The organism is Sneathiella chinensis, assembly GCF_012720115.1.
Classification (GTDB): domain Bacteria; phylum Pseudomonadota; class Alphaproteobacteria; order Sneathiellales; family Sneathiellaceae; genus Sneathiella; species Sneathiella chinensis.
This window is the reverse complement of record NZ_VNWN01000002.1, coordinates 841857-866941: the sequence shown is the minus strand read 5'-3', so window position 1 is coordinate 866941 and position 25085 is coordinate 841857. Positions and strand designations below refer to the sequence as shown.

Below are 25085 nucleotides of genomic sequence, written 5' to 3'. Positions count from 1 at the left end.
AGGACATTGTCATAAAAAGACCGGGGCAAAACAGGAAGCGACCCGAAAAGGGGCAGGCCAGCAAGACATTCGTCAATCCCCCCAATGGCTGGCATGACCTGATCAGGTTTGGTGCGACCTTGCGCATGGTAATACACTACTGAATATATGGGTTTTCTAATAACAAGGGAGGAATGGCGTCCGAATGGTTCAATCACCCGATTACGGGAGCGGACACCAGAAACAAGATACATTCACTATATTCCTGAGACGGTTTCCGGACATTCTCAGGGGCACAAGAAACGCTCCACCCGCAAGGTCCTTATCGGTCAAGCAAGACCGGGCTACGGGTACACGGACAAACAGAACAATAATAAAGACAGGAAGTTTTTGATGAGGCCCAACAATGACCCGCGACCGGCGATCCCGTCCGAGTTTTGCACCCTAACCACTAACTGCGAGGCCACCACCGGTACCCCCCGAGCCGCCCGCAAGTTCATTTTGCATTCTTTTAAAAATTGAGCATGTGACCTGTCATGAAAGAGGAAATTCAAACTCAAGAGCCTGCTGACGAAGGCTCCAGCCGTCGCAGCCTTCCCACCGGATGGGCACTGATCCCCTACGCAGCCGCAATCGCGGTGCTGCTCCTTTCAATGAACCAGTTGTTCAATCTGGGCTTCTTTGTTGGCTATACATTCCTATCCAACCAGTATGCCTATATTGTTGCCGGCTTGCTGCTGCCCCTCATCTTCCTGATGTGGCCAGCCACCAAAAAATCTTCCCACAACTCGGTTCCCTGGTACGACGCCCTGCTTGCCATTGCCATGATGGCGTCCTGCTTCTATTTCGCTGCCAACAGTGAAAAGATTGTTGACGAAGGCTGGGAGTATCTTGCTCCCGATTATGCCGTCTACATGAGTTATCTTTTCTGGCTGCTGATCCTTGAAGCGACACGCCGGGCAGGTGGAACCGCCATTTTCGCCATCGTTCTGGTCATCTCCTTCTATCCGTTGTTTGCGGATGTCATGCCCGGTCCGATTGCCGGTGCTGCGGCGACACTCGCCGACACAGCCATTTTCCACACCATGAGCTCCGAAAGTGTTCTGGGTATTCCGTTCCGCGCCTTCACAGGCCTGGTCATCGGCTTCCTGGTTTTCGGTGTGGCCCTGCAATATACAGGCGGCGGCAAGTTCTTCATCAACTTCGCCTTTGCCTGCCTCGGCCATGTTCGCGGCGGCCCTGCCAAGGTTGCGATTTTCTCCAGTGGTCTCATGGGTTCCATGAGCGGTAGCGTTATCACAAACGTTCTGACCACGGGCGTTCTGTCCATCCCGGCCATGCGGCGTGTTGGTTTCTCCCGCTCCTATGCTGGCGGCGTGGAAACCTGTGCGTCCACCGGTGGTGTTCTGATGCCGCCCATCATGGGGGCGACCGCCTTCATCATGGCGACATTCCTGGAAATCCCCTATATCGACATTGCCATCGCAGCGATCATTCCGTCCGTTCTCTACTTCTTCGGACTGTTTATCCAGATCGATGCCTATGCCGCCAAGAACGACCTGAAAGGTCTTCCGGTTGAGGAACTGCCGTCCCTGAAACAGACCCTGAAAGAAGGCTGGCACTTCATCGCGGTGTTTGTGATCCTGGTCTGGATGCTGATCTTCATGAAGCAGGAAGCTCTTGCCCCGTTCTACGCGACAGCACTTCTTCTCGTCATCAACCAGATCTTCCCCTACTCCCGTTGGGGCTGGCGTGATGTGAAGCAGTTCATCATGGCAACCGCAAGCCTGTTCGCTGAACTGGCCGGTATCCTGTGTGGTGTTGGCCTGATCGTTGGTGCACTGGCCGTTACCGGCATGTCCGGTACCATTGCCAACGACCTGATCTTCCTGGCTGGCGGTAACCCGCTTGTCCTGTTGGTCATGGGCGCCCTGACCAGCTTCATCCTCGGGATCGGCATGACCGTGACCGCCGCCTATATCTTCTTGGCCATTTCTCTGGCTCCGGCAGTGATCAGTGCGGGTCTTGACCCGCTGGCGGTTCACCTGTTCATCCTGTACTGGGGCATGCTCAGCTTTATCACGCCTCCGGTTGCGCTCGGTGCCTTTGCCGCAGCAACGGTTGCCGGTGCAAAGCCCATGGAAACAGGCCTTCAGGCAATGAAGCTCGGAAGTATCATCTACTTCATCCCGTTCTTCTTTGTTCTGAACCCGGCCCTGATCATGCAGGGTGACTGGGCGGATATCGGCAAGGTTGTTGTGACAGCCATGATCGGTGTCTGGTTGATCGCTAGTGGCCTGCAGGGTTATCTGGCCTGGGTCGGAAAGCTGGACATTCACCCGCAAGGCAAATGGATTACCCGTGGCCTGATCGTGGCTGCTGGTCTTGCTCTGGCCACACCGGGCGGCGGACTGATTCCGTTCACCAATTTTGAACTGGGTGCCCTTGCGCTTGCCCTTGCCGTTCCAACCGTAATCGTCGTATTGTTTGCCAATAAAAGGAACTCAGCAATACGGAACGCCTAAAGCATGAAGCGCGGTTTAACGCTGACGATGGTCGCCATAGCAGTCCTGTTCTGTGCGGCCATCGTCACAATCTATCTGTCCATCGGATCCATCATTGTCGACACAATCGAACAACAGGGATCCGAAATCACACAGACCCAAGTCACGCTGGAAGATGTGGATTATTCCCCATCGACCGGCCTGACGACCCTCACCAACCTGACCGTCCGCAACCCGGACAATTTTTCCTCGGCCCGCGCCCTCAATGTCCAGAATATGGAAATCTGGGTGGATACGGAAACCGTTACACGGGATGTCATCCGCATCAAATCGATGGTGCTGAATGCCCCGGAAATCATCTACGAACTGACCCGCAACACGGACAATCTGCGGACCCTGCGCGCCCATATCGAACAGTCCGCTGCCCGCGCCTCTTCTTCCGGTGCACCGGTCAAGAAACTGATCATTGAGAATTTCTACGTCAAGAACGGGGTCGTCGTCATTGAAGGCGATGAAATAGAAGGCTCCCGCAAGACGGCCCGCATCTCGGACCTTCACCTCAAGGATGTGGGGCTGACCGAGAACGGTATTACCCCGGCCGAAATGACCCGGCGGTTGTTCATCCCTCTGCTGCGGCAAACCACTCTGGCCGCCCTTGAAACAGACCTCAGCCTGTCCGGCCATGCCCGGAACCTTTTGAACGGTGCCCTCGACGAAACCGAAGACGCCCTCAAATCCCTGAAAAAACTTTTCAACAACTAGGCCAAACCAGACACCCCGTCCCGTTCCAGCCGCCAACCATGCGCGGCGAACGGGTCGGACATGTGTTATTTGTTATTGATGCTGCCGTTCGGACGGTGCATAAGCAAAAGGATAACAACTGTTAGTCAGGGAAGCCTTGTGACGGACGACACCGCGGATTCAAGAGAAGAAACACCTTACCGAAGCGACAACAGAAGACAGGAACTGATGGCCGCTGCGGCGCATCTGTTCAATCAGCGGGGCTACGATGCCACGTCCATGCGGGACATCGCCCGGGAGGCCGGCATGTTGGCCGGGTCCATGTATTATCACTTCCCCTCCAAGGATGACCTGATCATCGCCACCTATGAAGAAGGCACCCGCCTGATCAGCGAGGCCGTTATCGAGGCCACGAAGGATTGCCATGACCCGTGGGAGCGTTTGACGCGGGCTGCCATGGCCCATATGAACACGCTGTTTGGCGGCAACAACTTTTCCATCCTTCTGTGTGCCGACATTTCACGGACCGCCCCGACCCTCAGATCCCGTCTTATTGAAATCCGGGACAGCTATGATGCCCTGTTCATGGAACTGATCGAGGCCCTGCCCCTGCCTGAGGATGTGGACCCGACCCTGCTCCGACTCAGTCTGCTTGGCTCCCTGAACTGGTCCAGCAGTTGGTACCGTGCAGGCGGCCAGACCCCAGCCCAGATTGGCGCCTTTTTTGTACGCCTGATAAGGGACGGCCTGAAAACCCCGGAAACCTAATTCACACAAAAATTTTGTTTTATTTTTTTATTTACAATCAAAAATTATAAAATATATTTGGACCAGACCTAGAAGATTTGTATGTACACATATAAATATGCTATGATTTGCGGATTGAAACAGAATTTCCGGTACTGCATATAAGTATGTATGAACAGTGACAATGAGCTGCGAAAACGTGTCGGAGACCTGTCAGAAACAGGACAATTTCGGTTCCGGAGTGTATCTGGGGGTATGAGTAGCGTCGAAGTATATCGGACTGAGCAGTTTTACTAATCTGATAAAAAGCGAGTAGCGAAGTTGAACGAATTAAATATCAAGGCGGATAGTGTCGCTGACAACAGAACGGCCGTCCCTTCCGTCGTCATCCGTTTTGCCGGAGATTCCGGGGATGGAATTCAGATCACGGGCAGCCGTTTCACGGACACGACTGCGCTGGCAGGAAACGACCTAGCTACTTTCCCGGATTTTCCGGCTGAAATTCGCGCCCCTGTCGGAACGACCTTTGGTGTCTCTGCCTTCCAGATCAATTTTGGTGCCAGAAGCATCGAAACCCACGGTGATGAGCCCGATGTACTGGTCGCCCTGAACCCGGCGGCCCTGATGGTCAACATCGCCCGTCTGCGCAAGGGCGGCAGCATCATTGTGGACACCGGATCCTTCAACGCCCGGAACCTGAAAAAAGCCGGTTACGAGACCAACCCGCTTGAGGATGGTTCGCTGGACGGCTACAAAATTCTGGAAGTGGACGTTTCCAAGAACGTTCTGGAGGCCGTCAAGGAATTCGGTCTGTCCCAGAAAGAAGGCCTGCGATGCAAGAACTTCTGGGTTCTTGGCCTCGTCTACTGGATTTACGGGCGGGACCGCAAGGACACCATTGACTGGCTGCGGGCAAAATTTGCCAAGCGCCCGGACATTGCCGATGCCAACATTGCGGCCCTGAATGCGGGTCACATCTTTGGCGAAGCGGCTGAACTGTCCGACAGTGTCGGGCTGTTTTCTGTTGGCAAGGCAGAAATGAAACCGGGCCTGTACCGGACCGTTACCGGCGGTGAAGCCCTGGCATGGGGTCTGGTGGCCGGATCACAACTGGCCGGACTGGAAGCCTTCTTCGGTTCCTACCCGATCACACCGGCCTCGCCAATCCTGCACTCGCTGGCCAAGCTGAAACAGTTTGGGGTCAAGACTTTCCAGGCTGAAGATGAAATTGCAGCAATCTGCTCCGCCATCGGTGCATCCTATGCCGGTGCCCTTGGTATCACATCTTCATCCGGCCCCGGCATTGCCCTGAAAGGGGAGGCCATTGGCCTTGCCATTTCAACGGAACTGCCGCTGGTGATTGTCAACTCACAGCGTGCCGGCCCGTCCACCGGTCTGCCGACCAAGACCGAACAGTCCGACCTGTATCAGTCCGTCTATGGCCGCAACGGCGATGCGCCGCTTGTAGTGCTGGCAGCCCACGGCCCGTCCGACTGTTTCGAGGTCGCCATTGAGGCCTGCCGCCTTGCCACAAAATACATGACCCCGGTCATGCTGTTGACAGACGGCTATATCGGCAATGCTGCGGAACCGTGGCTTATTCCGACAATTGCGGACCGCGAACCGTTCACCGTTGAACAGCGCACCGACCCGGAAGGGTATGAGCCGTTCAACCGGAACCCGGAAACACTGGCGCGCCCGTGGGCCGTTCCGGGAACACCGGGCCTTGAACACCGCATTGGTGGGATCGAGAAAGCGGACGGCAGCGGCCATATTTCCTATGAGCCAGCCAACCATCAGACCATGACCGACCTCCGCCGGAACAAGATTCTGGGCATCGCACGGGATATTCCGGAACAGAAGCCGGAACAGGGCGAAAGCACTGGCAAGCTGGCCGTTATCGGCTGGGGTTCCACCTATGGCCCCATCAGCCGGGCTGTCAGCAACAAGCTGAAGGAAGGCAAGTCCGTTGCGCAGATTCACCTGCGTCACCTGTGGCCCCTTCCCGCCAATCTCGGGGACCTGCTCAAGGGATACGACACTGTTATTGTCCCTGAAATGAATGATGGCCAATTGAAAACCGTTCTTCGGGACCAGTATCTGATCGACGCCCGTCCGGTTACCAAGGTCACGGGGCAACCCTTCAAGATTACCGAAATTGAAGACGCAATCGATTTTGCGTTGGAGAATTGATATGAATGTCGCTGTTCCTACCCAAAAGCTGAAGCCAAATGATTTTGCCTCGGATCAGGAAGTCCGCTGGTGCCCCGGCTGTGGTGACTATGCGATCCTGAAGGCCGTACAACGGACCCTGCCCGATCTTGACGTGGCGAAGGAAAAATATGTCTTCGTCTCCGGTATCGGCTGTTCGTCCCGCTTCCCCTACTACATGTCCACCTATGGATTCCACACAATCCACGGACGGGCCCCGGCCTTCGCAACCGGCATCAAGATCACCAACCCGGACCTTGATGTCTGGCTGGTAACCGGTGATGGTGATGGCTTCAGTATCGGCGGCAACCACATGCTGCATGTACTCCGCCGGAACGTGGATATGCAGATCCTGCTGTGCAACAACGAGATCTATGGCCTGACGAAAGGGCAATATTCCCCAACCTCCGGCGAGGGGCTGAGAACGCCGTCCTCCCCGACCGGTTCGGTGGACAGCCCGCTCAAACCGCTCGTCTTTGCCCTTGGCTCTGGCGCCCGTTTTGTCGCCCGCGGATATGACACCCAGAAAAACCTGCCGGATGTTTTCAAGCGGGCGCACGCCCACAAGGGAACTTCGCTGGTGGAAATTCTGCAAAACTGTATCGTCTATAACGATGCGGTCTTTGACGATGTTCTGGCACGGGATGTCGCCGCGGATAAACAGATCCATGTGGAGCATGGCAAGCCGTTGATCTTTGGCACAGACAAGAACAAGGGTATTCGCATGAACACGAAAACCCTGACACTTGAAGTTGTCACCGTTGGAGAGAACGGCATCACCGAGGAAGATATTCTGGTGCATGACGAGACCAACAAGGCGCTGGCAACCATGCTGGCGGAAATGGACGGCCCGGACCTGCCGGTGGCCCTTGGGGTTCTCTATTGCAACCCGTCAGCAACCTATGAGCAGGCGGTGGAAAGCCAGATGGCCGAGGCGAAAGCCAAATCCTCTGCGCCGTCTCTGGATGCGCTTCTGCGCGAAGGGCATACCTGGGAACTTTGACCCGGTTTACCAGAACCAACCAACGAGGCCAGCGGTTACCGCTGGCCTTTTTGTTTTAAGCCGGAGAAAAGGGGGCGAGCCGCCGCCCGCGCCGGGAACAGGCAGGCCTTATTCGTCGTTTGTCTTGCCGCGTGAATTACGGCGGCTTTTTGCCTGAAGGTAGTTCAGGCCGGCAACAATGCCCCAGATCGGTAACACCACCACAGCACCAAGCAGGATATAGTCCGCGCCCCAGCGCACCATGGACAGCGCCGTTGAGAAAATCGTCTTGACCGTCCCTGTCAGGTCTTCCAGAAGATCGGCGGGCGTAATATCAAAAAAGGTCATGACCCACCCGACAAGGAAGGAAACCACCAGAAGCTTGATAATCAGGGAGCCTGTATTTCTGGGCATTCTACCGCCTGTTACTGTACCTTGAGATTGAACTGGCCTTCATCATACAGACAGGACAACGACCCTTACCAGAATAATTTCACTTGATATTTCACCTGCCCGGAAATTCGGATATTCTGCGATAAAACAGAGGAGGTTAGCGTGCAGTCATTCTCATTCATCCAACCGGCGCCCCCTATTCGGGGAATGGGTATTGCCCTTGACCTTCTTCATACGAAAACCCCGTTTTCGAACTGGAACGCAAAGGAACTGATCAGCACCGTGAAAGGCGCTGCCCGCCGGGGGCACTATATTATCCTGAAGGATGGCGACACCTTTGGCGCGGTGGCCTGTTGGGGGCGCTGCACAAAAGAGATCGGCGAGGCCTATGTAGCCGGACAGCGAACCCCGACCTTTCAGGATTGCCAGCAAGGTGATCACCTGATCATGTTCATCCTGCAAGCGGACAAGCCGGAATACCTCAAGGCCATTACCCGCTTCGTAAAAGACCTTCACCCCGGCGCGATCGCCTATGGCCGCCGATATCATGCGCATCGCCCGAAACTGACCAGTCGCGCCCTGAAAATCCGCTAGAAGAAACTCCACGCCCCCGCTGCATATAAGAAAAGCCCGGCGATGATGCCGGGCTTTCCGCTTTCCTGAAAGGGATATATCCGCTTGATATCAGAGGGGTAACATCAGGATTCGTCCCCCACATCAATCCGTGCCTGTAAGTCAGACAGATCACCCAAATCATACCCGGAGAAAACAATTCTGGCACTGTTGGCACCGGTCCCGATCTGTAGCTGGGCATCCCCATCCCCTGACAGGCTCCAATTCCCGGCATCCGCGATTTCGTCGCCCCTCTCAGCGTTGGTCAGCCCCAGCGCGTCGAACAAGCCGTCAAGATCAACGGTATCTGCATCTGTCTCAAAATCGGTAATGATGTCAGTACCGTTTTCTCCACCGTTATAAAGAAACGTATCCGCGCCATCACCACCGATCAGAATATCGTCACGGAGGCCCCCCTCCAGGGTGTCGGCACCGCCGCCCCCATCCAGGGTATCAGAGCCACTTTGGCCTTTCAGAATGTCTGCTCCAGCGCCGCCTCCTAGGTAATCATCTCCGCCCCCGGCACCCAGAAGGTCTGCACCGCTTCCGCCATAGAGGACATCGGCACCACTGCCTGTCCACAAGGCATCGTCTCCAATTCCCCCATAAAAGACGTTATCTCCCCCTGCTGCGGATAGATAGTCGTTCCCCGCATTCCCATACACGGTATCACTTCCCCCACCAGCATCCAGATGGTCGTCGCCGGCTTGACCATAGAGAACATCATCTCCCATATTGCCAACGATCAGATCATCACCGCCACCGCCATAGAGAAGGTCATTTCCGGGACCACCGCTGAGCTGGTCGTCTCCCGGACCACCGTAGAGGGTATCATGCCCCCAGCTCCCTTCCAGATAATCCTCGCCCAGGCCACCATAGAGAACATCATCTCCGTCATCCCCGAACATTTGATCATCCCCAGCGTCACCATACATCAAATCGTTGTCATGGTGGCCGTACAGCCGATCGTTTCCGGCTCCGCCATAGAGGCTGTCCTCACCATAGCCGCCAACCACTGTATCGACACCATCGCCACCATAGAGAACGTCATTGTCTTGGCCACCGTCGAGAAGATCGTCTCCCTCATCGCCATAGAGGGTATCCATGCCGACATTGCCAAACAGGGTATCGTTGCCAGCGCCGCCGTAAAGGACATCATTACCCCCAGCGCCTGTCAGGCTATCATCGCCGTCGCCGCCATCAAGAAGATCGTCTCCTGTGGCACTCGACGCAGAGCCACTCACCAAGACATCGTTCCCGGCGCCGCCCAGCAGGGTATCCTTGCCGGGGCCGTCCGCGCCCTCCAGATAGTCATCGCCGTCGCCGCCATCGAGAAGGTCATCCCCTCCACCACTCCAGAGGACATCATTCCCCTCGCCGCCGAACAGGGTGTCATTCCCCTCGCCGCCGGACAATCTATCGGCACCATTCCCGCCATAGAGCAGATCATCACCCAAACCGCCGTTGAGGGAATCGTCCCCTTCATCGCCATAAAGAACATCATTACCCATATTGCCAAACAGGGTATCGTCCCCTGCACGGCCATATAGAACATCATCTCCCGCAGAGGCTGTCAGCTTGTCATCGCCGTCGCCGCCATCGAGAAGGTCGTTGCCTTCGCCACTCCACAAGACATCATTGCCGGCACCGCCCCGCAGGGTGTCATTGCCAAAGCTGCCTTCCAGATAATCATCGCCGTCGCCGCCATCGAGAAGATCGTCCCCATACCCCCCATAAAGGGCATCGTTATCCTCTTCACCGAACAGGGTATCATCGCCGCCTTCGCCGCGGATCATATCGTCCCCTTCGCCGCCATAGAGCAGGTCGTTGCCACCGGCCGGCCCATCATCACCGGTATCCCCGAAAATCCGGTCCGCACCGATCGCCCCATAGACAGTGTCCCTGTCGGCGCCGCCAAACAACCTGTCGTCACCGTCCTCACCATAGAGCAGGTCATTTCCGGTGTTTCCGTACAGGCTGTCGTTGCCATCGCCGCCATAGACGGTATCGTCTCCGGCCTCTGCATTGACATTGTCGCTGCCAAGCCCGCCGCTTACATAATCGTTGCCGTCGCCGCCATTGATCTGGTCGTCGCCATCTTCACCGTAAAGAACGTCGTCACCGCCCTCGCCCCAGATGGTATCGCGATCGGCACCGCCAAAGACCCTGTCGTTTCCATCCCCGGCGTGAAGGATATCCCGACCATCCTCACCATAGAGCAGGTCATTCCCTTCATTGCCTTCAAGACGGTCATTGCCATCCCCACCATACAAGCTGTCCGCGCCAGTACCGCCGACCAGATAATCGACACCCTCCTGGCCAAACAGGAGATCATCCCCCGTATGTCCAGCAAGGCTATCGTCGCCCTCTCCGCCATACAGGAGATCATCGCCGTCCGCACCAAACATGGAGTCCGCACCAGCGCCGCCAGACAGGACATCTTCACCGGCTCCGCCGTGAAGGTAATCCTCCCCTTCACCGCCGAACAGGATATCACTGCCGTCATCACCGTGTAGCTCATCATTGCCATCTTCACCGCGGAGGATATCGTCACCATCCCCTCCGTACAGCACATCGCTTTCTGTACCACCATACAGTGAATCTCTGCCGATCCCTCCGTACAGGAGGTCATTGCCGCCCTCACCGGTCAGGATATCATTGCCGTCATCACCGTGTAGCTCATCATTGCCATCTCCACCGCGGAGGATATCGGCACCATCCCCTCCGTACAGCACATCGCTTTCTGCCCCACCATACAGCGAATCTCTGCCGATCCCTCCGTACAGGAGGTCATTACCGCCCTCACCGATCAGGACATCATTGCCGTCATCACCGTGGAGAACATCATTGCCATCCCCTCCATACAGCACATCGTTGTCGCTCCATCCGTACAGGAGGTCATCGCCGTCTTCGCCGTAGAGAGTATCGTCTCCCTCAGCACCGACAAGAACGTCATTGCCTTCACCTCCATAAAGGACATCGGCACCGCCGCCGCCCTTCATGCCGTCGTCGCCATCGCCGCCATAGAGGGTATCAAGACCACCGCCGCCTTTCTGGGTATCGTTCCCACTACCACCATAGAGGACATCGGCGCCTTCGCCGCCTTCCAGGCTGTCATCGCCTGCACCGCCATAGAGAAGGTCATCGCCGCCATTGCCAAAGAGGCTATCATGTCCCTCTCCGCCGTACAGGACATCCCGCCCTGCTCCGCCAAACAGGCTATCATCGCCGTCTCCGCCATAGAGAAGGTCCATGCCCCCGTCGCCACTCAGCACGTCATTGCCTGCGCCGCCCTGCAAAATATCATTGCCAGCCCCGCCGATCAGGGCATCATCTCCTTCAGCCCCCATCAGACTGTCGTCACCGGCACCACCATACAGGGTGTCGGCACCAACACCGCCATTCAGGGTGTCTGCTCCGATCCCGCCATAGAGGAGATCCTTGCCAGCACCGCCCAACATAAAGTCGTTGCCAGCACCCCCGAAGAGGACGTCTTCCCCGTCGTCACCGCGCATATCATCGACGCCAGCGCCGCCATAGAGAACATCATTTCCAGAGCCGCCATCCATCCAGTCGTTGCCATCCCCCCCATACAGGATGTCGTTGCCTTCATTGCCCCACATTAAGTCGCCACTCTGACCGCCATACAAGATGTCATTGCCTTCATGGCCACTCATATTGTCGGCGCCAGCACCGCCATACAGGACGTCATCGCCTTCACCAGCCCACATCATGTCGCGACCGGCACCGCCATACAGGATGTCGTTGCCGTCATTGCCCAACATAAATTCGTTACCAGCACCGCCATACAGGATGTCGTTACCGTCATCGCCCAACATCAGGTCGTCACCAGCACCGCCATACAGAACATCGGCACCAACACCGCCTTTCAGGGTGTCGGCTCCGATCCCGCCATAGAGCAGATCATCGCCGGATTTCCCTTGCAGGCTGTCGTCACCGGCACCGCCAAACAGGATATCATCCCCGGAGAAACCATCCAGATCATCATTGCCAGCGCCGCCGTAAAGAACATCGGCCCCCTGATCACCGTGCAGGGTGTCATCTCCCCGCCCCCCATAGAGGGTGTCCGAGCCAAACCCGCCGGACAACAGGTCGTCACCGGCCCCGCCATACAGGACATCAGCCCGATCTTCGCCGCGCAGGGTGTCCTCACCAGCGCCGCCATACAGAACATCAGCACCGTCCCCGCCTTCAAGAACATCATCACCGGTGCCGCCAAAGAGGGCATCATCTCCTTCATCGCCCCTCATAGTGTCAGCGCCAGTACCGCCATAGAGGATGTCGTTGCCTTCACCACCCCACATGTCATCGCCGCCCGTACCGCCATAGAGAAGGTCGTTACCGTCATCACCCTTCATATAGTCATTACCGGAACCACCATAGAGGGTGTCATTGCCGCTGTTGCCCCACATGGCATCGCCGTCGGCACCACCGTAAAGAACGTCATTGCCGGAGCCTCCGCGCATTTCATCGTTACCGGCACCGCCATAGAGGACGTCATCCCCTTCGTCGCCCCACATGCTATCGCCACCAGTACCACCATAGAGGACGTCGTTACCGTAGCCGCCACTCATATAGTCATTGCCGGAACCGCCATAGAGGACATCATTGCCGTCATCGCCCCACATGGCATCGCTACCAGTACCGCCATAGAGAAGGTCGTTACCGCCATCGCCCTTCATATAGTCATTGCCGGACCCGCCATAGAGGATGTCATTGCCATCCTCGCCCCACATGGCATCGCCATCGGCACCACCGTAGAGGACATCGTTGCCGTAGCCGCCGCGCATTTCATCGTTACCGGCGCCGCCATAGAGGACGTCATCCCCTTCGTCGCCCCACATTCTATCGCCGCCCGTACCGCCATAGAGGACGTCGTTACCGTAGCCGCCCCTCATGTAGTCATTGCCGGAGCCACCATAGAGGACATCATTGCCAAAACCGCCGTCTACAAAATCACGGCCCGTGCCGCCATAAAGAATATCGTTCCCGTCTTCACCAAACATGAAGTCGTCATCTGCACCGCCATACAGGACGTCGTCGCCGCCTCCGCCCTTCATGCCGTCAAAGCCGGTCCCGCCATACAGAACGTCATTGCCGCCATCGCCGCGCATTTCATCGTCGCCCTGACCGCCGTAAAGAAGATCCTCGCCCTGACCGCCGGAGATGAAATCGTTGCCTTTTCCGCCATATAGAAGATCGTCATGCTCCATCCCCAGCATGAAGTCATTGCCAAGCCCACCACGCATGGTGTCATTCCCGGTATCCCCGATCAGCAGGTCTTCCCCGGCCTGACCGAGGATGTTGTCCGCCCCGGAACCACCCGCAACCAGATCATCGCCGTGGCCCGCAAGGATTGCATCATCGCCGCCCTGACCGAAAATAATATCGTCGCCCCAACCGCCATAGATCAGGTCAGCCCCGCCATAGTTCCATTCGACCGCGCCGCGATACATATAGGCGAAATCATAGGGGCCATACATGCGGACATTCTGCAAGATCAGGTCATGAAGCTCCTCAACATCAAGCCCTTCCGGAAGGCCCGCATTGTCACCATAGATGACATCGCTGCCGTTCCCGGCCACGATGATATCGCGCATATAGGCCTGACGTTCGTCCTCGACGCCATCCTCAACAATCAAGTCTTCAGGTCCATAGTCGCCCGGCCCATAGTCGCCGGGGCCAAAATCCCCCTCGCCATACTGGCCCTGCCCGAAATAGTCGTTGCCAAAGCCGCCCTGCATGGTGTCGTTGGAAAAACCACCTTCCATGGTTTCATCACCGACCAGCAAGTCCCCGGCACCTTCCTCGAATGCACCGCCTTCGGCTTCCACGTCTCGCCGACCGAACAGGATGTCCCGGCCGGTCCCGCCAACAAGGGTGTCGCGGCCCTGATCATCGATCAGAACGTCCCCGCCGGACCCACCGGTCAGCTTGTCATTACCAGCACCGCCATCCAGGAAATCATTATGGGCGCCGCCGTCAAGATTGTTATCGGCCTGATCCCCAAACAGGAAGTCCTGCGCCCGTCCGCCGGACACGACGCCCTCTTCGGTGGTGAAATCCTCATCATTGGTGCCGACGACAATGACATTCTGACCGTTATTGTCGATATCCTCATCCCCCTCCGGGGAGACCAGCGGCTCCGGGCCCGCCCCCTGCTGCGGGTTCATGTCATCATTGAACGGATCAAGGGGGTTCGGGTCTTCCCCGTCATTATTTCGGCCAATGCTTGACTGCAGACCGGTTGTCCAGTCGCCTGCCGTATCGGAATCGAAATTGTCTACGCGAGAGAAGATATTATTCACGGCAACAGGATTGCCATCTGCATCGAGGAAAAATTCAGCCGCAATCGGACTTGCCGCCAGCAATTCCGCAAGGGAAACCGGCGCATAGGCCGCAAACATTTTCTCGGCAACCAGTTGCTGGGTGCTGATCTGACCATTGAAACTGTCGCTGCCGCCAAAGATATCCAGCACGGCCTCCATTTCCGGGATGCCTTTCCAGCCGTCATTCAGGTCCGGCAGGTCAAAGGCCGCCCCGTTGGCAAGGAAGGTATCCACCTGACCGACAATATCCCCAACGGACCATGTCAGCAGCAGGCCCAGCGGATCGGTGGTATCCTCGCCAAACGGCCACGGCTGGTCACTGGTCGGGACGAACCCATCCTCAATGATCGCACCGTCGGCATCAAAAACAAGATAGATGGTTTCCACCGCCCCGTCCGGACCGACAACCTGCATCAGGACCAGATTACCGCCGGAAGGAATAGAAACATTCGGCAGTTCAAAGGAAACAGGTTCCCCGCCCGGACCGATAATGGAAAGGGTTGTTGATCCTTCCCCAATGGTGGAAGGGCCATTGCCGGAGGTCGACTGGCTGGTCGCTGTGCTGTTGCGAATTTCGATATAGTTGACCGGATTTGAACCGGCAAGGCTGAGGAAGCTGTCGATATAGTCTTTCCCCAATCCCACGAGGGTATCATAAAGCCCGTCTGCAGTGCGGGCATTGGGACCAAAGCTGAGAGCGCCAAGACCGATCTCGTTCAGCATCAGTTCCGGCATCCCCGGAATGGCAAGGGTGAACTCGGGGTCTGCGCCGGGCGCAAAGCCAAGGGCCGTTGGATCCAGAAGCCCGGAAATCCCGATCCCGTCGCCGATCCCATCATCAGAATAGGCACTGAACGATGCACCGCCGCCCTGTCCGCCGCCAGCAGGACCACCGGCTGCAGGGGCAACAAGATCCGGGTTGAAGTCTTCAACCAGTCCGGCCACATCGCTGGCTGTAATCACCACACCATCTGCCAGTGTCAGTTGCGGGGGAAGCTCGGTTCCGGCCTGCGTGAAGAAACCTTCGAGGACAATACTCTCGCCGCCGCCAAGGTTTGTGACCACCAGATCACTGCCATCCTGAGAGAACACAACCGCATCCGGCGCGAAATCGAGAAGTATGTTCTGCCCCGCCTGCACTGCAACGACTGAGCCTGCTGATACACCGGATACGATACCGTTTTCTGTCTTGGCCATTGTCCCCTATCCCTCATTCTGTGTGGCTTTGCCAACCCTTCATGAAAACCCGCAAAAGGAGTGTCATGATCACTACAAAGCAATCTTTAAGATAAATGAAAATTACCTTGTATAGGCAGGTCTGTCATACCTCAAACGGGGGACAGGACAATTTTTCATACAATTTTAACGAATTTTTATGGCGGAATATTTCCGTCAAATGAGGGAAACCGGCCCTCAGTAAATAATACTAAATCAGAACAAGGCCGGGCGGGCCCCATTCCACCAGAGGTGTAATCCACAGAGGACCGCTCTTGTTCGGGACGCAAAGAAACTGTCGCTTTTTTTCGCAGCGCCCCCTATTGTAGGGAAAGGGTTATTTGGTTTTTGCTTGAAGGACGCGTAACAATGTCTTTGAAATTTCGTATTCCGGCCGGGGAAAAGATTATTGTCAATGGTGCCGTCATTACGAACACCAGCAGCAAGGCAATGCACTTTTCACTGGAGAATGACGCCTCCATCATGCGGGAGCGCGACATCTTGTTGCCCAATCAGGTAACCACGCCGCTTCACAATGTCTATCTGCAGGTTCAAATGATGTATATTGAGCCGGAGAACCACGCGGAACACTACCGCACCTTTCAGGAAGCCGCACAGAACGCCTTTCTGTCTTCAGTCGACATTGAAACCCGCGACGCCATTTTCGAGGTTGTCGGGCTGGTCGGTGAGAAAAACTTCTACAATGCGCTCAAGCTGCTACAATCCATGATCCGCGACGACGCAGAGGGGCGTTAACCCCTCCCCTCTCCCACAGCCTATACACGAATAGATGCGAATCAGGGGTGACCGATCGAAAACCCCCGAAAATCGGCCCTTTCGGCATCCCTTCCGGCCTCTGCATCCCCACAAAACCTCTTAATTCCCCCGCCTCCCCGGCGCGACAACTTCCGGCAGAAAAATCCACAACCATTTGAAAAACAAAGAATATCCATTTTACCTACTACACTTTACCCTTTGTTAACATTTGGGCGTGATAGTGGTGGCAGGCTTCAAAGCAAGCCTTGGCTCAAAAGAGCCTTGTCCGTCGCGACAGCGACACCCTTAAAATGAGGAATATAAAAATGGCTTTTTCTGTTAACACCAATGCCAACGCAATGGCCGCTCTGCGGTCCCTAACTTCCACACAGAGCAACATTTCCAACATCCAGTCCCAGATTCAGTCTGGCCTGAAAGTCGGCAGTGCAACGGACGATCCGTCCACGTTCGTGATTTCTCAGGGTATGCGCGGTGACATTGGCGCTCTGAAAGCAGTCAAGGAGGGTCTGAACTTCGGTTCCGCGACTGTCGGCATGGCACTCGCGGCAGCAACACAGATTTCTGATCAGTTGACTGACTTGCAGAAAAAAGTGACCCAGGCTGAAAACAAAGGTCTGGACACATCTGTTCTGCAGGCTGAAGCAGACGAGATGATCAACCAGATCACAGGTATCGTAGGTACCGCCAACTTTAACGGTATCAACCTGCTGACCGGTGCTGGCGATCCGCTGACCGTCCCGACCGGGCTGGGTGGCTCATCAATTTCCTTGAATGTCCAGGATGCAACAACAGCGACTCTGGGGCTTGACAACCTCAACCTGGATAGTGCTCACAGCACAATCACAATGGATAACAACACTGCGTTTGCTGCTGGTGATTTCATTACCTTCCAGGTTATGGAAGCTGACGGGGTTACCGTCAAGGAAACCCACACGTTCGAGTTTCTGGATGAAAATGCTGGCGCGCTGGCCCAACCGATTGATGAAGCAAACAATCAGTTTGTGCACGCAGTCAGCATCAACACCGCGGACTCAACAACTCAGCATGTCGGTGCACTTGCTGACGCAATGCGCGAAGAGGGCTTCACCGTCGACATCGGCGATGACGGCACCATTTCCGTCTTCAATGGCGGCGCTGTCATGTCTACAGACGTTGCAAACGTTGCCGCTGGCGGCCTTACCGCCGATGACACTGCCGGTGGCGGGGCCATTGACGCACTGAACGCTGCTAAAGCAACGATTGGTAATGTTCTGACAAATCTCGGTACATTCTCCAACCGTCTGGACAGTCAGGCTGAATTTACACAAATTCTGACTGACAAGCTTGAAGAAGGCCTCGGCGTTCTGGTTGACGCCAACCTGGCTGAAGTTTCTGCGAAACTGCAGTCAGAGCAGACGAAAGAACAGCTGGGTATCCAGTCTCTTTCAATCGCGAACGCGTCTTCCCAGTCTATCCTGGGTCTGTTCCGTTAATAAGCTGAATGATGAAGGCGGCCTCAATCGGGGTCGCCTTCTCACCTTCATTCTTCAGTCTTATCAATCAGGAACAGAAAGGCGCTTCCCATGTATTTCGAAGCCTACAAGAAGGCCAGTCTGGCCACTGAGAATCCGAGCCTTACCGAATTTCGTTTGTTTGCCGAAATTACCCGCGAACTGGAATTGGCAAATAAGGATACGAAAAACCACAAAATCCTTATTAACGCTTTGTTCAGAAATTCCCAGTTATGGTTGACCCTTCGGACGGATTTGATGTCTGCCGAAAACAAACTGGATCTGGAAACCAAGGCAGGCCTGATTTCTCTTGCCATCTGGGTTGACAGGTTCACAACACCCGCCATGAAAGGCGGTATTGATCTGGACCCCCTTATTGCGGTAAATAGACAGATCATGCATGGCTTGTCAGAAGCAGCCAAACCAAAACAGGTCGCACCGGTTTCAAAAACCAGTGTCCCGTTTGAACAGGTTTCTGTTTAGGGGATGAAAGATGCAACTCTCGGGCACAAGTTCACTACTCTGGTATAAACTGGCAAACGACCAGAAAGAGTCTCACATGAAAATGTTTGAGGCCCAGCCGACGACTGCCCGGGATATTGAAACCTTCAAGAAGGAAATCAGCACCGTTCGTTCTGTCGATGACCTGATGAAGAACAGAACCCTTCTGAAGGTGACCCTGTCCGCCTTCCAGCTTGAAAGCGAAATTGACAAATACGCCTTTGTCAAAAAAATGCTGACGGAAGACCCCGAAAATGACGACAGTCTGGTCAACCGGATGCTGGAGCCCCGTTGGACCAAGCTGACAAAGGCGCTCTACGCCCTGAACGAAAACCCGGACTTCTTTCAGGATGAAAAGAACGTCAACGCCATCCTGAACGGCTATAAAACCAACGAATTTGAGAAATTCGAGGGGAAAACCGCTGAAGGCGTGCGTGAAGCCCTCTATTTCAAACGGATGGCCGGCGGCGTGGAAGAACTTAGCCAGATCATGGCAGACAAGTCGATCATGCATGTGGTCCGTGTGGGCCTCGGCCTTCCGGAAAGTTTCCAGTCTCTTGAATATGAGCAGCAGAAAACCCGGCTTGAAAAGCAGGTGGATATCGAAGATTTCAAGGACCCCGCGAAAATCGACAAGATGATCGAACGGTTCCTCGTCATGACAGAAATCAACAACAACGATCCCATGGCCAATCCCATGCTGTCCCTGTTCCAGCCGGTTGCCCCGGCGGGGGGCTTTGTCGGCCCTCAGCCCATCTCGCTTAACCTGCAGGTTTGACCCCTCCGGTCAGGGTTTGTTAACTAAGGTTTCCTATGGTTGCCCTTGCGACAGGCAAGGAAACGGATCATGAAGACAGAAATGGCGGCAACCCCTGAAAAACAGGCAAAATGGGCCGCAGATGCAACCCTCCACTACAAAAAAGGGCGGACCGAGAAAGGCCGGAAACTGGCCTCAAGGATTGACCTTGACGCCCTGAACGACCCGCAGCTTTGCTTCCAGACCGGCGCTGCCGCCCTCTACGCCAAGGATATTGAAACCGCGATCTCGTTTCTGGAGCAGGGCCGTACCCTGCAGACCGGCGATCAGGAACTTCAGACCAATCTCCTCGCCGCCCTTGGGACCGCCTACACAGAAATCAGTGACTTCAAAAAAGCGGAGGACGCCTTTGGCTGTGCCCTCGTTCTCTCGCCTGATCATGTGGCATCGCTCAACAACCGCGGACTGCTGTACAGAAAAACAAATGACCTTGAGCGCGCCAAGGTAGATTTTCAGAAGGCACACAGTCTGACACTTGATAATCCGGGCATCCTGCTGAACCTGACAGGTGTCCTGAGACAGATGGACCTGAAAAGCGAAGCTCATGACATCCTCAAGGATGCTCTGGTTCTCCATCCAAACAACTGTGACATTCTCTCTGAACTGGGAAGTGTCCTGATTTCCACTACCCCGCTGGAAGCCTTTACCTATATCCGCAAGGCCATCCATCTGGAACCGGAGAACCCCCGCTATCTCAACCTGTATACGGATGCCCTCGGTCTGTTGCCCACCTTGAAGAACTTCGATGGCATGGAAACGGACCTGCTGATCCTTCTTTCGTCGGACATGGTGCAATGGAACAGACTTAATTTTCTGATCCTGCAACATATCAGGTCGCAACCGGCCTTTGTGGCAGCTCAAGAAGAAATCAACAGTGCCGTCAGGCAAAACCGGGACCTTAACCTTGATTTTGGGACAACGCTCAAGGTCATGCTGAACAATGTTCTGCTGGCCGCCCTGAAGCGCACCCGGCTTGTCGATCCCGATATCGAGAAGGTCTTGGAACTGTTCAGACGGCAAAGCCTTGCCACACTGACCGGCATACAAAATCTGGACCCTTCCATCCTCAATGTCCTGAAAACGTTGCTTGTGCGCCTGTCTCACTACTGCTTTGCCACGGAACATGTCTTCTCGGAAACTGACTTTGAACGTCAGACCATCGAGAAGCTGGCAACCTCGCTGGAAGCCAGCGGCGCCCGGATCGGCGGGGACAAGGCTCTATATCTTCTGATCCTGTCCTGCTATCGCAATCTCCACACCTACCCCTTCGCCAAGGCTGCGCTGAAATCCCGTGACCTCAATCAGGACCCCGAGATTGCGGAGATCCTGCGCATCCAGATTGCTGAACCCTTGAGCGAAAAACAATCCTATGGTGAATTCGAACAGATTACCCCCATCAGCGACGCCATTTCAGTCAGTGTCCGCGATCAGTATGAGGAAAACCCGTACCCCCGCTGGCAACATCTGGGACTGTATTCCAGCACACGCTATGCCACGGACCTGGCCCGCAAGCTCCCTACCCTGAACAAACAGGAACCACCCTTCCCCGATCACCCGAACGTGCTGATTGCCGGGTGCGGAACCGGCCGTCAGCCCATTTCCTCGGCTCTGGCCTACCCGGAATGCGACATCCTTGCGGTTGACCTCAGCCTTGCCAGCCTTGCCTATGCCAATCGCAAGGCAAAAGAAAAGAAAGTCAGGAACATCCGGTTTGCGCAAGGGGACATCATGGAACTTGGCAGCATCGGGCAAAAGTTCAATGTCATCGAATGTGCGGGCGTCCTGCATCACATGAACGACCCGCTGGCCGGATGGAAGGTCCTTGTTGATCTTCTGGAGGACGACGGATATATGATGATCGGCCTGTATAGTGAAATCGGGCGACAGGATATTGTTGCCGCCCGTGCCTTTATTGCCGAACAGGAATACAGTGACAGCGCAGACGATATTCGCCGCAGTCGCAAAGACCTGATGGCCCTGCCTTCAGACCACCCTGCCAGCCGCATTCCCCGACATAGCGATTTCTATACGACCTCGGCGTGCCGCGACCTGATCTTCCACGTTCAGGAGCATCGCTTCACGCTGCCGCAACTGGCATCCTCCCTTGACCAACTGGGGCTGGAGTTTCTTGGCTTCACCCTTGACCTGAAAACAGCTGAGCCCGAATACCGGGAAGCCTTTCCAGACGATCCCCTCATGACCAATCTGGACAACTGGCATCAGTATGAACAGAAGCGCCCCACAACCTTCGCCACCATGTACAAATTCTGGTGCCGGAAAAAGACGGGCTGATTCCAAGCAACTGGGTATAAACGGAAAAGGGCGGGCAGAATGGGTCCGCCCTTTTCCTTTTCCGGCCCAATAGGGAAGAATCTACAAGGCCGGGGTGGGCAACTCTTTCCTATTGAGAAGATTCTTCCCCGGAGTCGCTTGCACCCCGTTCGGAATCTTCTGCCGCGAATCACCCCACCCCCCTGAAACCCCATATTTTCTGCCATTTTTCAAAACTGGCACACCTCTTGCAAAAATCTTGGCGAGTGAGATTGCGATCGAAAGATTGCTCGTTGAAATTGCTACAGGAGAAGAACATGGCTTTTTCAGTAAATACAAACGTAACGGCAATGGCCGCCCTGCGCACATTGACCTCGACACAAGGTCAACTGGATTCAATCCAGCGCCAGATTGAAACCGGCCTGAAAGTGGCCGAAGCCAAGGACGATCCGTCCACCTTTACCATTGCGCAAGGCATGCGCGGCGATGTTGGCTCCCTGAAAGCCATTCAGGAAGGTCTGTCCTTCGGTCAGGCAACAGTGAACATGGCCAACGCCGGTGCCTTGCAGATTTCGAACACCATCATCGACCTGAACAAGAAGGTCACTCAGGGCTTCAACGATGGGCTGGATACTGACATTCTGCAGGAAGAAGCCGATGCGCTGATCGATCAGATCAACTCTATCGTCAACACCACCATCTTTAACGGCGTCAACCTGATCGACGGCTCCGGCACCGATCTTGAAGTTCTGTCCGCCCTTGGCGGCGTCACCCAGACCGTTCCCGCACAGGATGCAACTGTTGCCTCCCTCGGCCTGACAGACTTTAGCCTTGAATCACAAGCGGCCACCCTGACCCTTGAAAACGGGTTTGCCATTGCCGATGCCAACGTTGTCGAACTGACCCTTGCAAACGGTGATGTCCATACCTTTGAAATGGTTGTCGGCCCCCGTGCGCTGAACACGCCTGTGAACGAAGCCAACGGGCAGTATGTTCACGCGGTAACAATTGACCCTGCCAACCAGTCCACCAACGAAATGCTGGGGATCATGGCCAATGTCATGCGTCAGGAAGGCTTTGCCGTGACCCTGACAGAGGATGGCGTTGTGGAAATTGCAACCGGTCAGGAAGTAACCATCACCAACAGCACGCTGGCCAACGCAACCGTTGGCGTCTATGCCGGTGATCCGCTTGCTGTTCTGGAGAACGCGGAAATGCTTGTCGGGCAGATCATCACCACATTGGGTACCGCGGCGAACCGCCTTGAAAGCCAGAGCGAATTCACACAGCTTCTGGTCGACAAACTGGAAGAAGGCCTTGGTATTCTTGTCGATGCCAACCTGGCGGAAGCCAGTGCGGAACTTCAGGCTCTCCAGACCAAGGAGCAGCTCGGTGTTCAGTCTCTGTCCATTGCCAACTCACGTCCGCAGTCCATCCTGTCACTGTTCCAGTAATCAGGTAACCTTATCGTAAGGATTTTCGGTAAAAATCTACCCTGAATTCCTGGATAAGTGAGGTCTGTAGATGTCTGTAGCCGCATATCAGAGAGCAACGCAGAACACAGAAAACCCGAAGCAAACTGAATATCGGGCTTTCGCAATCTTCACTCGCGCTTTGGAACAAGCTGAGGCTGAAGGTCCTGTAGCCGTCGTCAAGGCAGTCGCTGACAATCGTCAGCTCTGGCTGACCCTGCAAATGGACCTGTCCTCTTCGGACAACAAACTCCCCAAGGAGTTGAAAGCCCAGCTTATTTCCATTGCGATCTGGGTGGAACGCTACAGTGTTCCCGCGATGAAAGGCGAGGCATCGCTTGAGCCCCTGATCTCGGTTAACAAACAAATCATGGAAGGGCTGAAAGGCCCGCCGAAAGCGGCATCTGACGGAACACCTCCTCCGTCTCAGGCTGGTCAGCCGACCAGCGCCTGACCCCAAGGCATACCTGCCGGGCCGCTATTTGCCCCAAAACGACTGCTTTCCCCACAGAACCGCTTCTGTCCGGCTGTCAAAAAATCGCGGAATCGAATGACAATTCGGTTGCGACCGCCTACTCTTTCCTGCTCGGGATCAAAAAAACAAAAACACCAAAAAGCATGAGCAATCGGGAAAGAATTCTGGAAGCCGCGAAAGCGCTGTTCAATCAATATGGCCCCCTGAATGTCGGGACCAATAAAATTGCCGACTATCTGCAAATCAGCCCCGGAAACCTATATTACCATTTCCAGAACCGCGAAGAAATCATCCGCACCATCTTTCTGGAAATATCCGATGCCGCCGACCGGGCCGTTCAGGTGGGCACACCCGGCCGAGGTTCCATGGCGGACCTTGGGGATGTTCTGCTCAATTCGGTTCAGGTGGTGTGGCACTATCGTTTCTTTTACGGCAACCTTGTCCAGTTGCTGCGCAATGATCCCAAGCTGAAGGCTCTATACCTGCAACGCCGGGAAACGTCCCTCGCCTTTCTGGAGGCGGTTCTCAGGGACTGGCTACAAAACCGGCATGACCGGGATGGGCTGTCCGAAACGGACCTGAAAATTCTTGCCACCAACGTGTGGATTGTCGCCGTCAACTGGATCGGCTTTCTGCAAATTGAAAAGGAAGATAACCAGATTACCAGACCGGACCTGCTTCGGGGCGCCTTCCAGATTCTCGAGATCATGAAACCCTATCTGGATCAGGAGACCATCCGGCTTGTCCATGACCGGCTCCATACCAGACTTCAGGAGCTTGAACAGAATTCCAGATTTGGAAATACCGGCTAGTGCCCCTTCCGATTTACGCCGCGCATGTCATTTGATACGCTGACAGGGTAACAAGAACCTCTGGACCAACAAGGAGACACCCTCATGACAGCAACCTTAAACGTAACGATTGAAGGATGGGAAGACGGGGCTCCGATCCCGGCCAAATTCTCGTTTGGCAAACCCGCCGCGACCGGCCATGTGGAATTGAGCGACAACCTGAACCCGGCCATTTCCTGGTCCGGGGCGCCTGAAGGCACTCGCTCCTTTGCCATTATCTGTCATGACCCGGATGTTCCATCCGCAGGCGACGATGTCAATCAGGAAGGGAAAACCGTTCCCGCCAGCCTGCCCCGTGTGGATTTCTACCACTGGGTTCTGGTGGATATTGACGCCAGCCGCACACAAATCGCCGAAGGGGAAGACAGCAACGGGATTACGCCCAAGGGGAAAGCCCCCGGCAAACAGGCCCACGGCACCACCGGCATCAACAACTATACGGACTGGTTCGCAGGCGACGCGGATATGGGCGGCAATTACGGTGGCTATGACGGCCCCTGCCCGCCGTGGAATGACAGCATCAAGCATCACTACGTCTTTACGGTTTATGCCCTTGATGTGGACACCTTGGGCCTGACCGGCAATTTTGGCGGGCCGGAAGCCCTTGCCGCCATGCAGGGGCACATCCTTGCGCAAGGCACCTGCGTGGGCACATACAGCCTGAACCCGGAAGTTCCGGCCTAAGGCGCCCCCCGCA

At 55.4% G+C, this 25085-nt stretch carries 17 protein-coding genes; 15 read left to right on the top strand and 2 right to left on the bottom strand.

Features of this window, described 5'->3' with window-relative positions; genetic code table 11:
• Positions 1–515: 515 nt before the first annotated feature.
• From FQB27_RS04150 to FQB27_RS04130, 5 genes are all read left to right on the top strand, one after another.
• Positions 516–2504 (top strand): TRAP transporter permease, encoded by a 1989-nt coding sequence (locus tag FQB27_RS04150; RefSeq protein ID WP_169559584.1) that lies wholly within the window; start codon positions 516–518, stop codon positions 2502–2504.
• A 3-nt stretch (positions 2505–2507) separates the two neighbouring features.
• A complete protein-coding gene (locus FQB27_RS04145) occupies positions 2508–3245 on the top strand; it encodes an AsmA family protein (protein ID WP_169559583.1) in 738 nt (245 codons plus the stop codon).
• 138 nt (positions 3246–3383) lie between these two features.
• The gene (locus FQB27_RS04140; RefSeq protein WP_206374282.1) at positions 3384–3992 is read left to right on the top strand and encodes a TetR/AcrR family transcriptional regulator; all 609 of its coding nucleotides are present in this window, start codon (positions 3384–3386) and stop codon (positions 3990–3992) included.
• Positions 3993–4292: 300 nt separating this feature from the next.
• On the top strand, positions 4293–6164 hold the full coding sequence (locus FQB27_RS04135; RefSeq protein ID WP_169559582.1) for a 2-oxoacid:acceptor oxidoreductase subunit alpha: 1872 nt from the start codon (positions 4293–4295) through the stop codon (positions 6162–6164).
• A gap of 1 nt (position 6165) precedes the next feature.
• On the top strand, positions 6166–7185 hold the full coding sequence (locus tag FQB27_RS04130) for a 2-oxoacid:ferredoxin oxidoreductase subunit beta (RefSeq protein WP_169559581.1): 1020 nt from the start codon (positions 6166–6168) through the stop codon (positions 7183–7185).
• 108 nt (positions 7186–7293) lie between these two features.
• On the opposite strand, the gene FQB27_RS04125 is transcribed toward FQB27_RS04130, so the two are convergent.
• Positions 7294–7578: a DUF6460 domain-containing protein gene (locus FQB27_RS04125; protein WP_169559580.1), complete on the bottom strand. Its 285-nt coding sequence runs from the start codon at positions 7576–7578 to the stop codon at positions 7294–7296.
• Positions 7579–7719: 141 nt separating this feature from the next.
• Here FQB27_RS04125 and FQB27_RS04120 point away from each other — a divergent pair, with 141 nt between their 5' ends.
• A complete protein-coding gene (locus tag FQB27_RS04120; RefSeq protein WP_169559579.1) occupies positions 7720–8151 on the top strand; it encodes a hypothetical protein in 432 nt (143 codons plus the stop codon).
• A 104-nt stretch (positions 8152–8255) separates the two neighbouring features.
• Here the strand turns inward: FQB27_RS04120 and FQB27_RS04115 are convergent, their stop codons facing one another.
• Positions 8256–15716, bottom strand: a complete 7461-nt coding sequence (locus FQB27_RS04115) for a calcium-binding protein (RefSeq protein WP_169559578.1) — start codon at positions 15714–15716, stop codon at positions 8256–8258.
• A 387-nt stretch (positions 15717–16103) separates the two neighbouring features.
• Here FQB27_RS04115 and FQB27_RS04110 point away from each other — a divergent pair, with 387 nt between their 5' ends.
• The 9 genes from FQB27_RS04110 (at position 16104) to FQB27_RS04070 (ending at position 25072) form a co-directional block, all read left to right on the top strand.
• Positions 16104–16490 (top strand): flagellar biosynthesis repressor FlbT, encoded by a 387-nt coding sequence (locus FQB27_RS04110; protein WP_169559577.1) that lies wholly within the window; start codon positions 16104–16106, stop codon positions 16488–16490.
• Between the two features lie 326 nt (positions 16491–16816).
• Entirely contained in the window at positions 16817–17983 is a 1167-nt protein-coding gene (locus tag FQB27_RS04105) for a flagellin (RefSeq protein WP_169559576.1), read from the top strand.
• A gap of 90 nt (positions 17984–18073) precedes the next feature.
• Entirely contained in the window at positions 18074–18484 is a 411-nt protein-coding gene (locus tag FQB27_RS04100) for a flagellar biosynthesis regulator FlaF (protein ID WP_169559575.1), read from the top strand.
• A gap of 76 nt (positions 18485–18560) precedes the next feature.
• On the top strand, positions 18561–19280 hold the full coding sequence (locus tag FQB27_RS04095) for a DUF1217 domain-containing protein (protein WP_169559574.1): 720 nt from the start codon (positions 18561–18563) through the stop codon (positions 19278–19280).
• A 69-nt stretch (positions 19281–19349) separates the two neighbouring features.
• Positions 19350–21611 carry a class I SAM-dependent methyltransferase gene (locus tag FQB27_RS04090; protein WP_169559573.1) on the top strand — a complete coding sequence of 754 codons (2262 nt, stop codon included), beginning with the start codon at positions 19350–19352 and terminating at the stop codon, positions 21609–21611.
• Positions 21612–21907: 296 nt separating this feature from the next.
• The gene (locus FQB27_RS04085) at positions 21908–23044 is read left to right on the top strand and encodes a flagellin (protein ID WP_169559572.1); all 1137 of its coding nucleotides are present in this window, start codon (positions 21908–21910) and stop codon (positions 23042–23044) included.
• A gap of 70 nt (positions 23045–23114) precedes the next feature.
• On the top strand, positions 23115–23516 hold the full coding sequence (flaF, locus tag FQB27_RS04080; RefSeq protein WP_169559571.1) for a flagellar biosynthesis regulator FlaF: 402 nt from the start codon (positions 23115–23117) through the stop codon (positions 23514–23516).
• A 164-nt stretch (positions 23517–23680) separates the two neighbouring features.
• On the top strand, positions 23681–24349 hold the full coding sequence (locus tag FQB27_RS04075) for a TetR/AcrR family transcriptional regulator (protein ID WP_169559570.1): 669 nt from the start codon (positions 23681–23683) through the stop codon (positions 24347–24349).
• Positions 24350–24433: 84 nt separating this feature from the next.
• Positions 24434–25072, top strand: coding sequence for a YbhB/YbcL family Raf kinase inhibitor-like protein (locus FQB27_RS04070; RefSeq protein WP_169559569.1), 639 nt, complete (start codon positions 24434–24436; stop codon positions 25070–25072).
• The last annotated feature ends 13 nt before the right edge of the window (positions 25073–25085 follow it).

Coding starts and splice junctions, on each gene's coding strand:
- FQB27_RS04150 (WP_169559584.1), top strand. CDS start 516: ATGAAAGAGGAAATTCAAACTCAAGAGCCTGCTGACGAAGGCTCCAGC.
- FQB27_RS04145 (WP_169559583.1), top strand. CDS start 2,508: ATGAAGCGCGGTTTAACGCTGACGATGGTCGCCATAGCAGTCCTGTTC.
- FQB27_RS04130 (WP_169559581.1), top strand. CDS start 6,166: ATGAATGTCGCTGTTCCTACCCAAAAGCTGAAGCCAAATGATTTTGCC.
- FQB27_RS04125 (WP_169559580.1), bottom strand. CDS start 7,578: ATGCCCAGAAATACAGGCTCCCTGATTATCAAGCTTCTGGTGGTTTCC.
- FQB27_RS04115 (WP_169559578.1), bottom strand. CDS start 15,716: ATGGCCAAGACAGAAAACGGTATCGTATCCGGTGTATCAGCAGGCTCA.
- FQB27_RS04110 (WP_169559577.1), top strand. CDS start 16,104: ATGTCTTTGAAATTTCGTATTCCGGCCGGGGAAAAGATTATTGTCAAT.
- FQB27_RS04105 (WP_169559576.1), top strand. CDS start 16,817: ATGGCTTTTTCTGTTAACACCAATGCCAACGCAATGGCCGCTCTGCGG.
- FQB27_RS04100 (WP_169559575.1), top strand. CDS start 18,074: ATGTATTTCGAAGCCTACAAGAAGGCCAGTCTGGCCACTGAGAATCCG.
- FQB27_RS04095 (WP_169559574.1), top strand. CDS start 18,561: ATGAAAATGTTTGAGGCCCAGCCGACGACTGCCCGGGATATTGAAACC.
- FQB27_RS04090 (WP_169559573.1), top strand. CDS start 19,350: ATGAAGACAGAAATGGCGGCAACCCCTGAAAAACAGGCAAAATGGGCC.
- FQB27_RS04085 (WP_169559572.1), top strand. CDS start 21,908: ATGGCTTTTTCAGTAAATACAAACGTAACGGCAATGGCCGCCCTGCGC.
- flaF (WP_169559571.1), top strand. CDS start 23,115: ATGTCTGTAGCCGCATATCAGAGAGCAACGCAGAACACAGAAAACCCG.
- FQB27_RS04075 (WP_169559570.1), top strand. CDS start 23,681: ATGAGCAATCGGGAAAGAATTCTGGAAGCCGCGAAAGCGCTGTTCAAT.
- FQB27_RS04070 (WP_169559569.1), top strand. CDS start 24,434: ATGACAGCAACCTTAAACGTAACGATTGAAGGATGGGAAGACGGGGCT.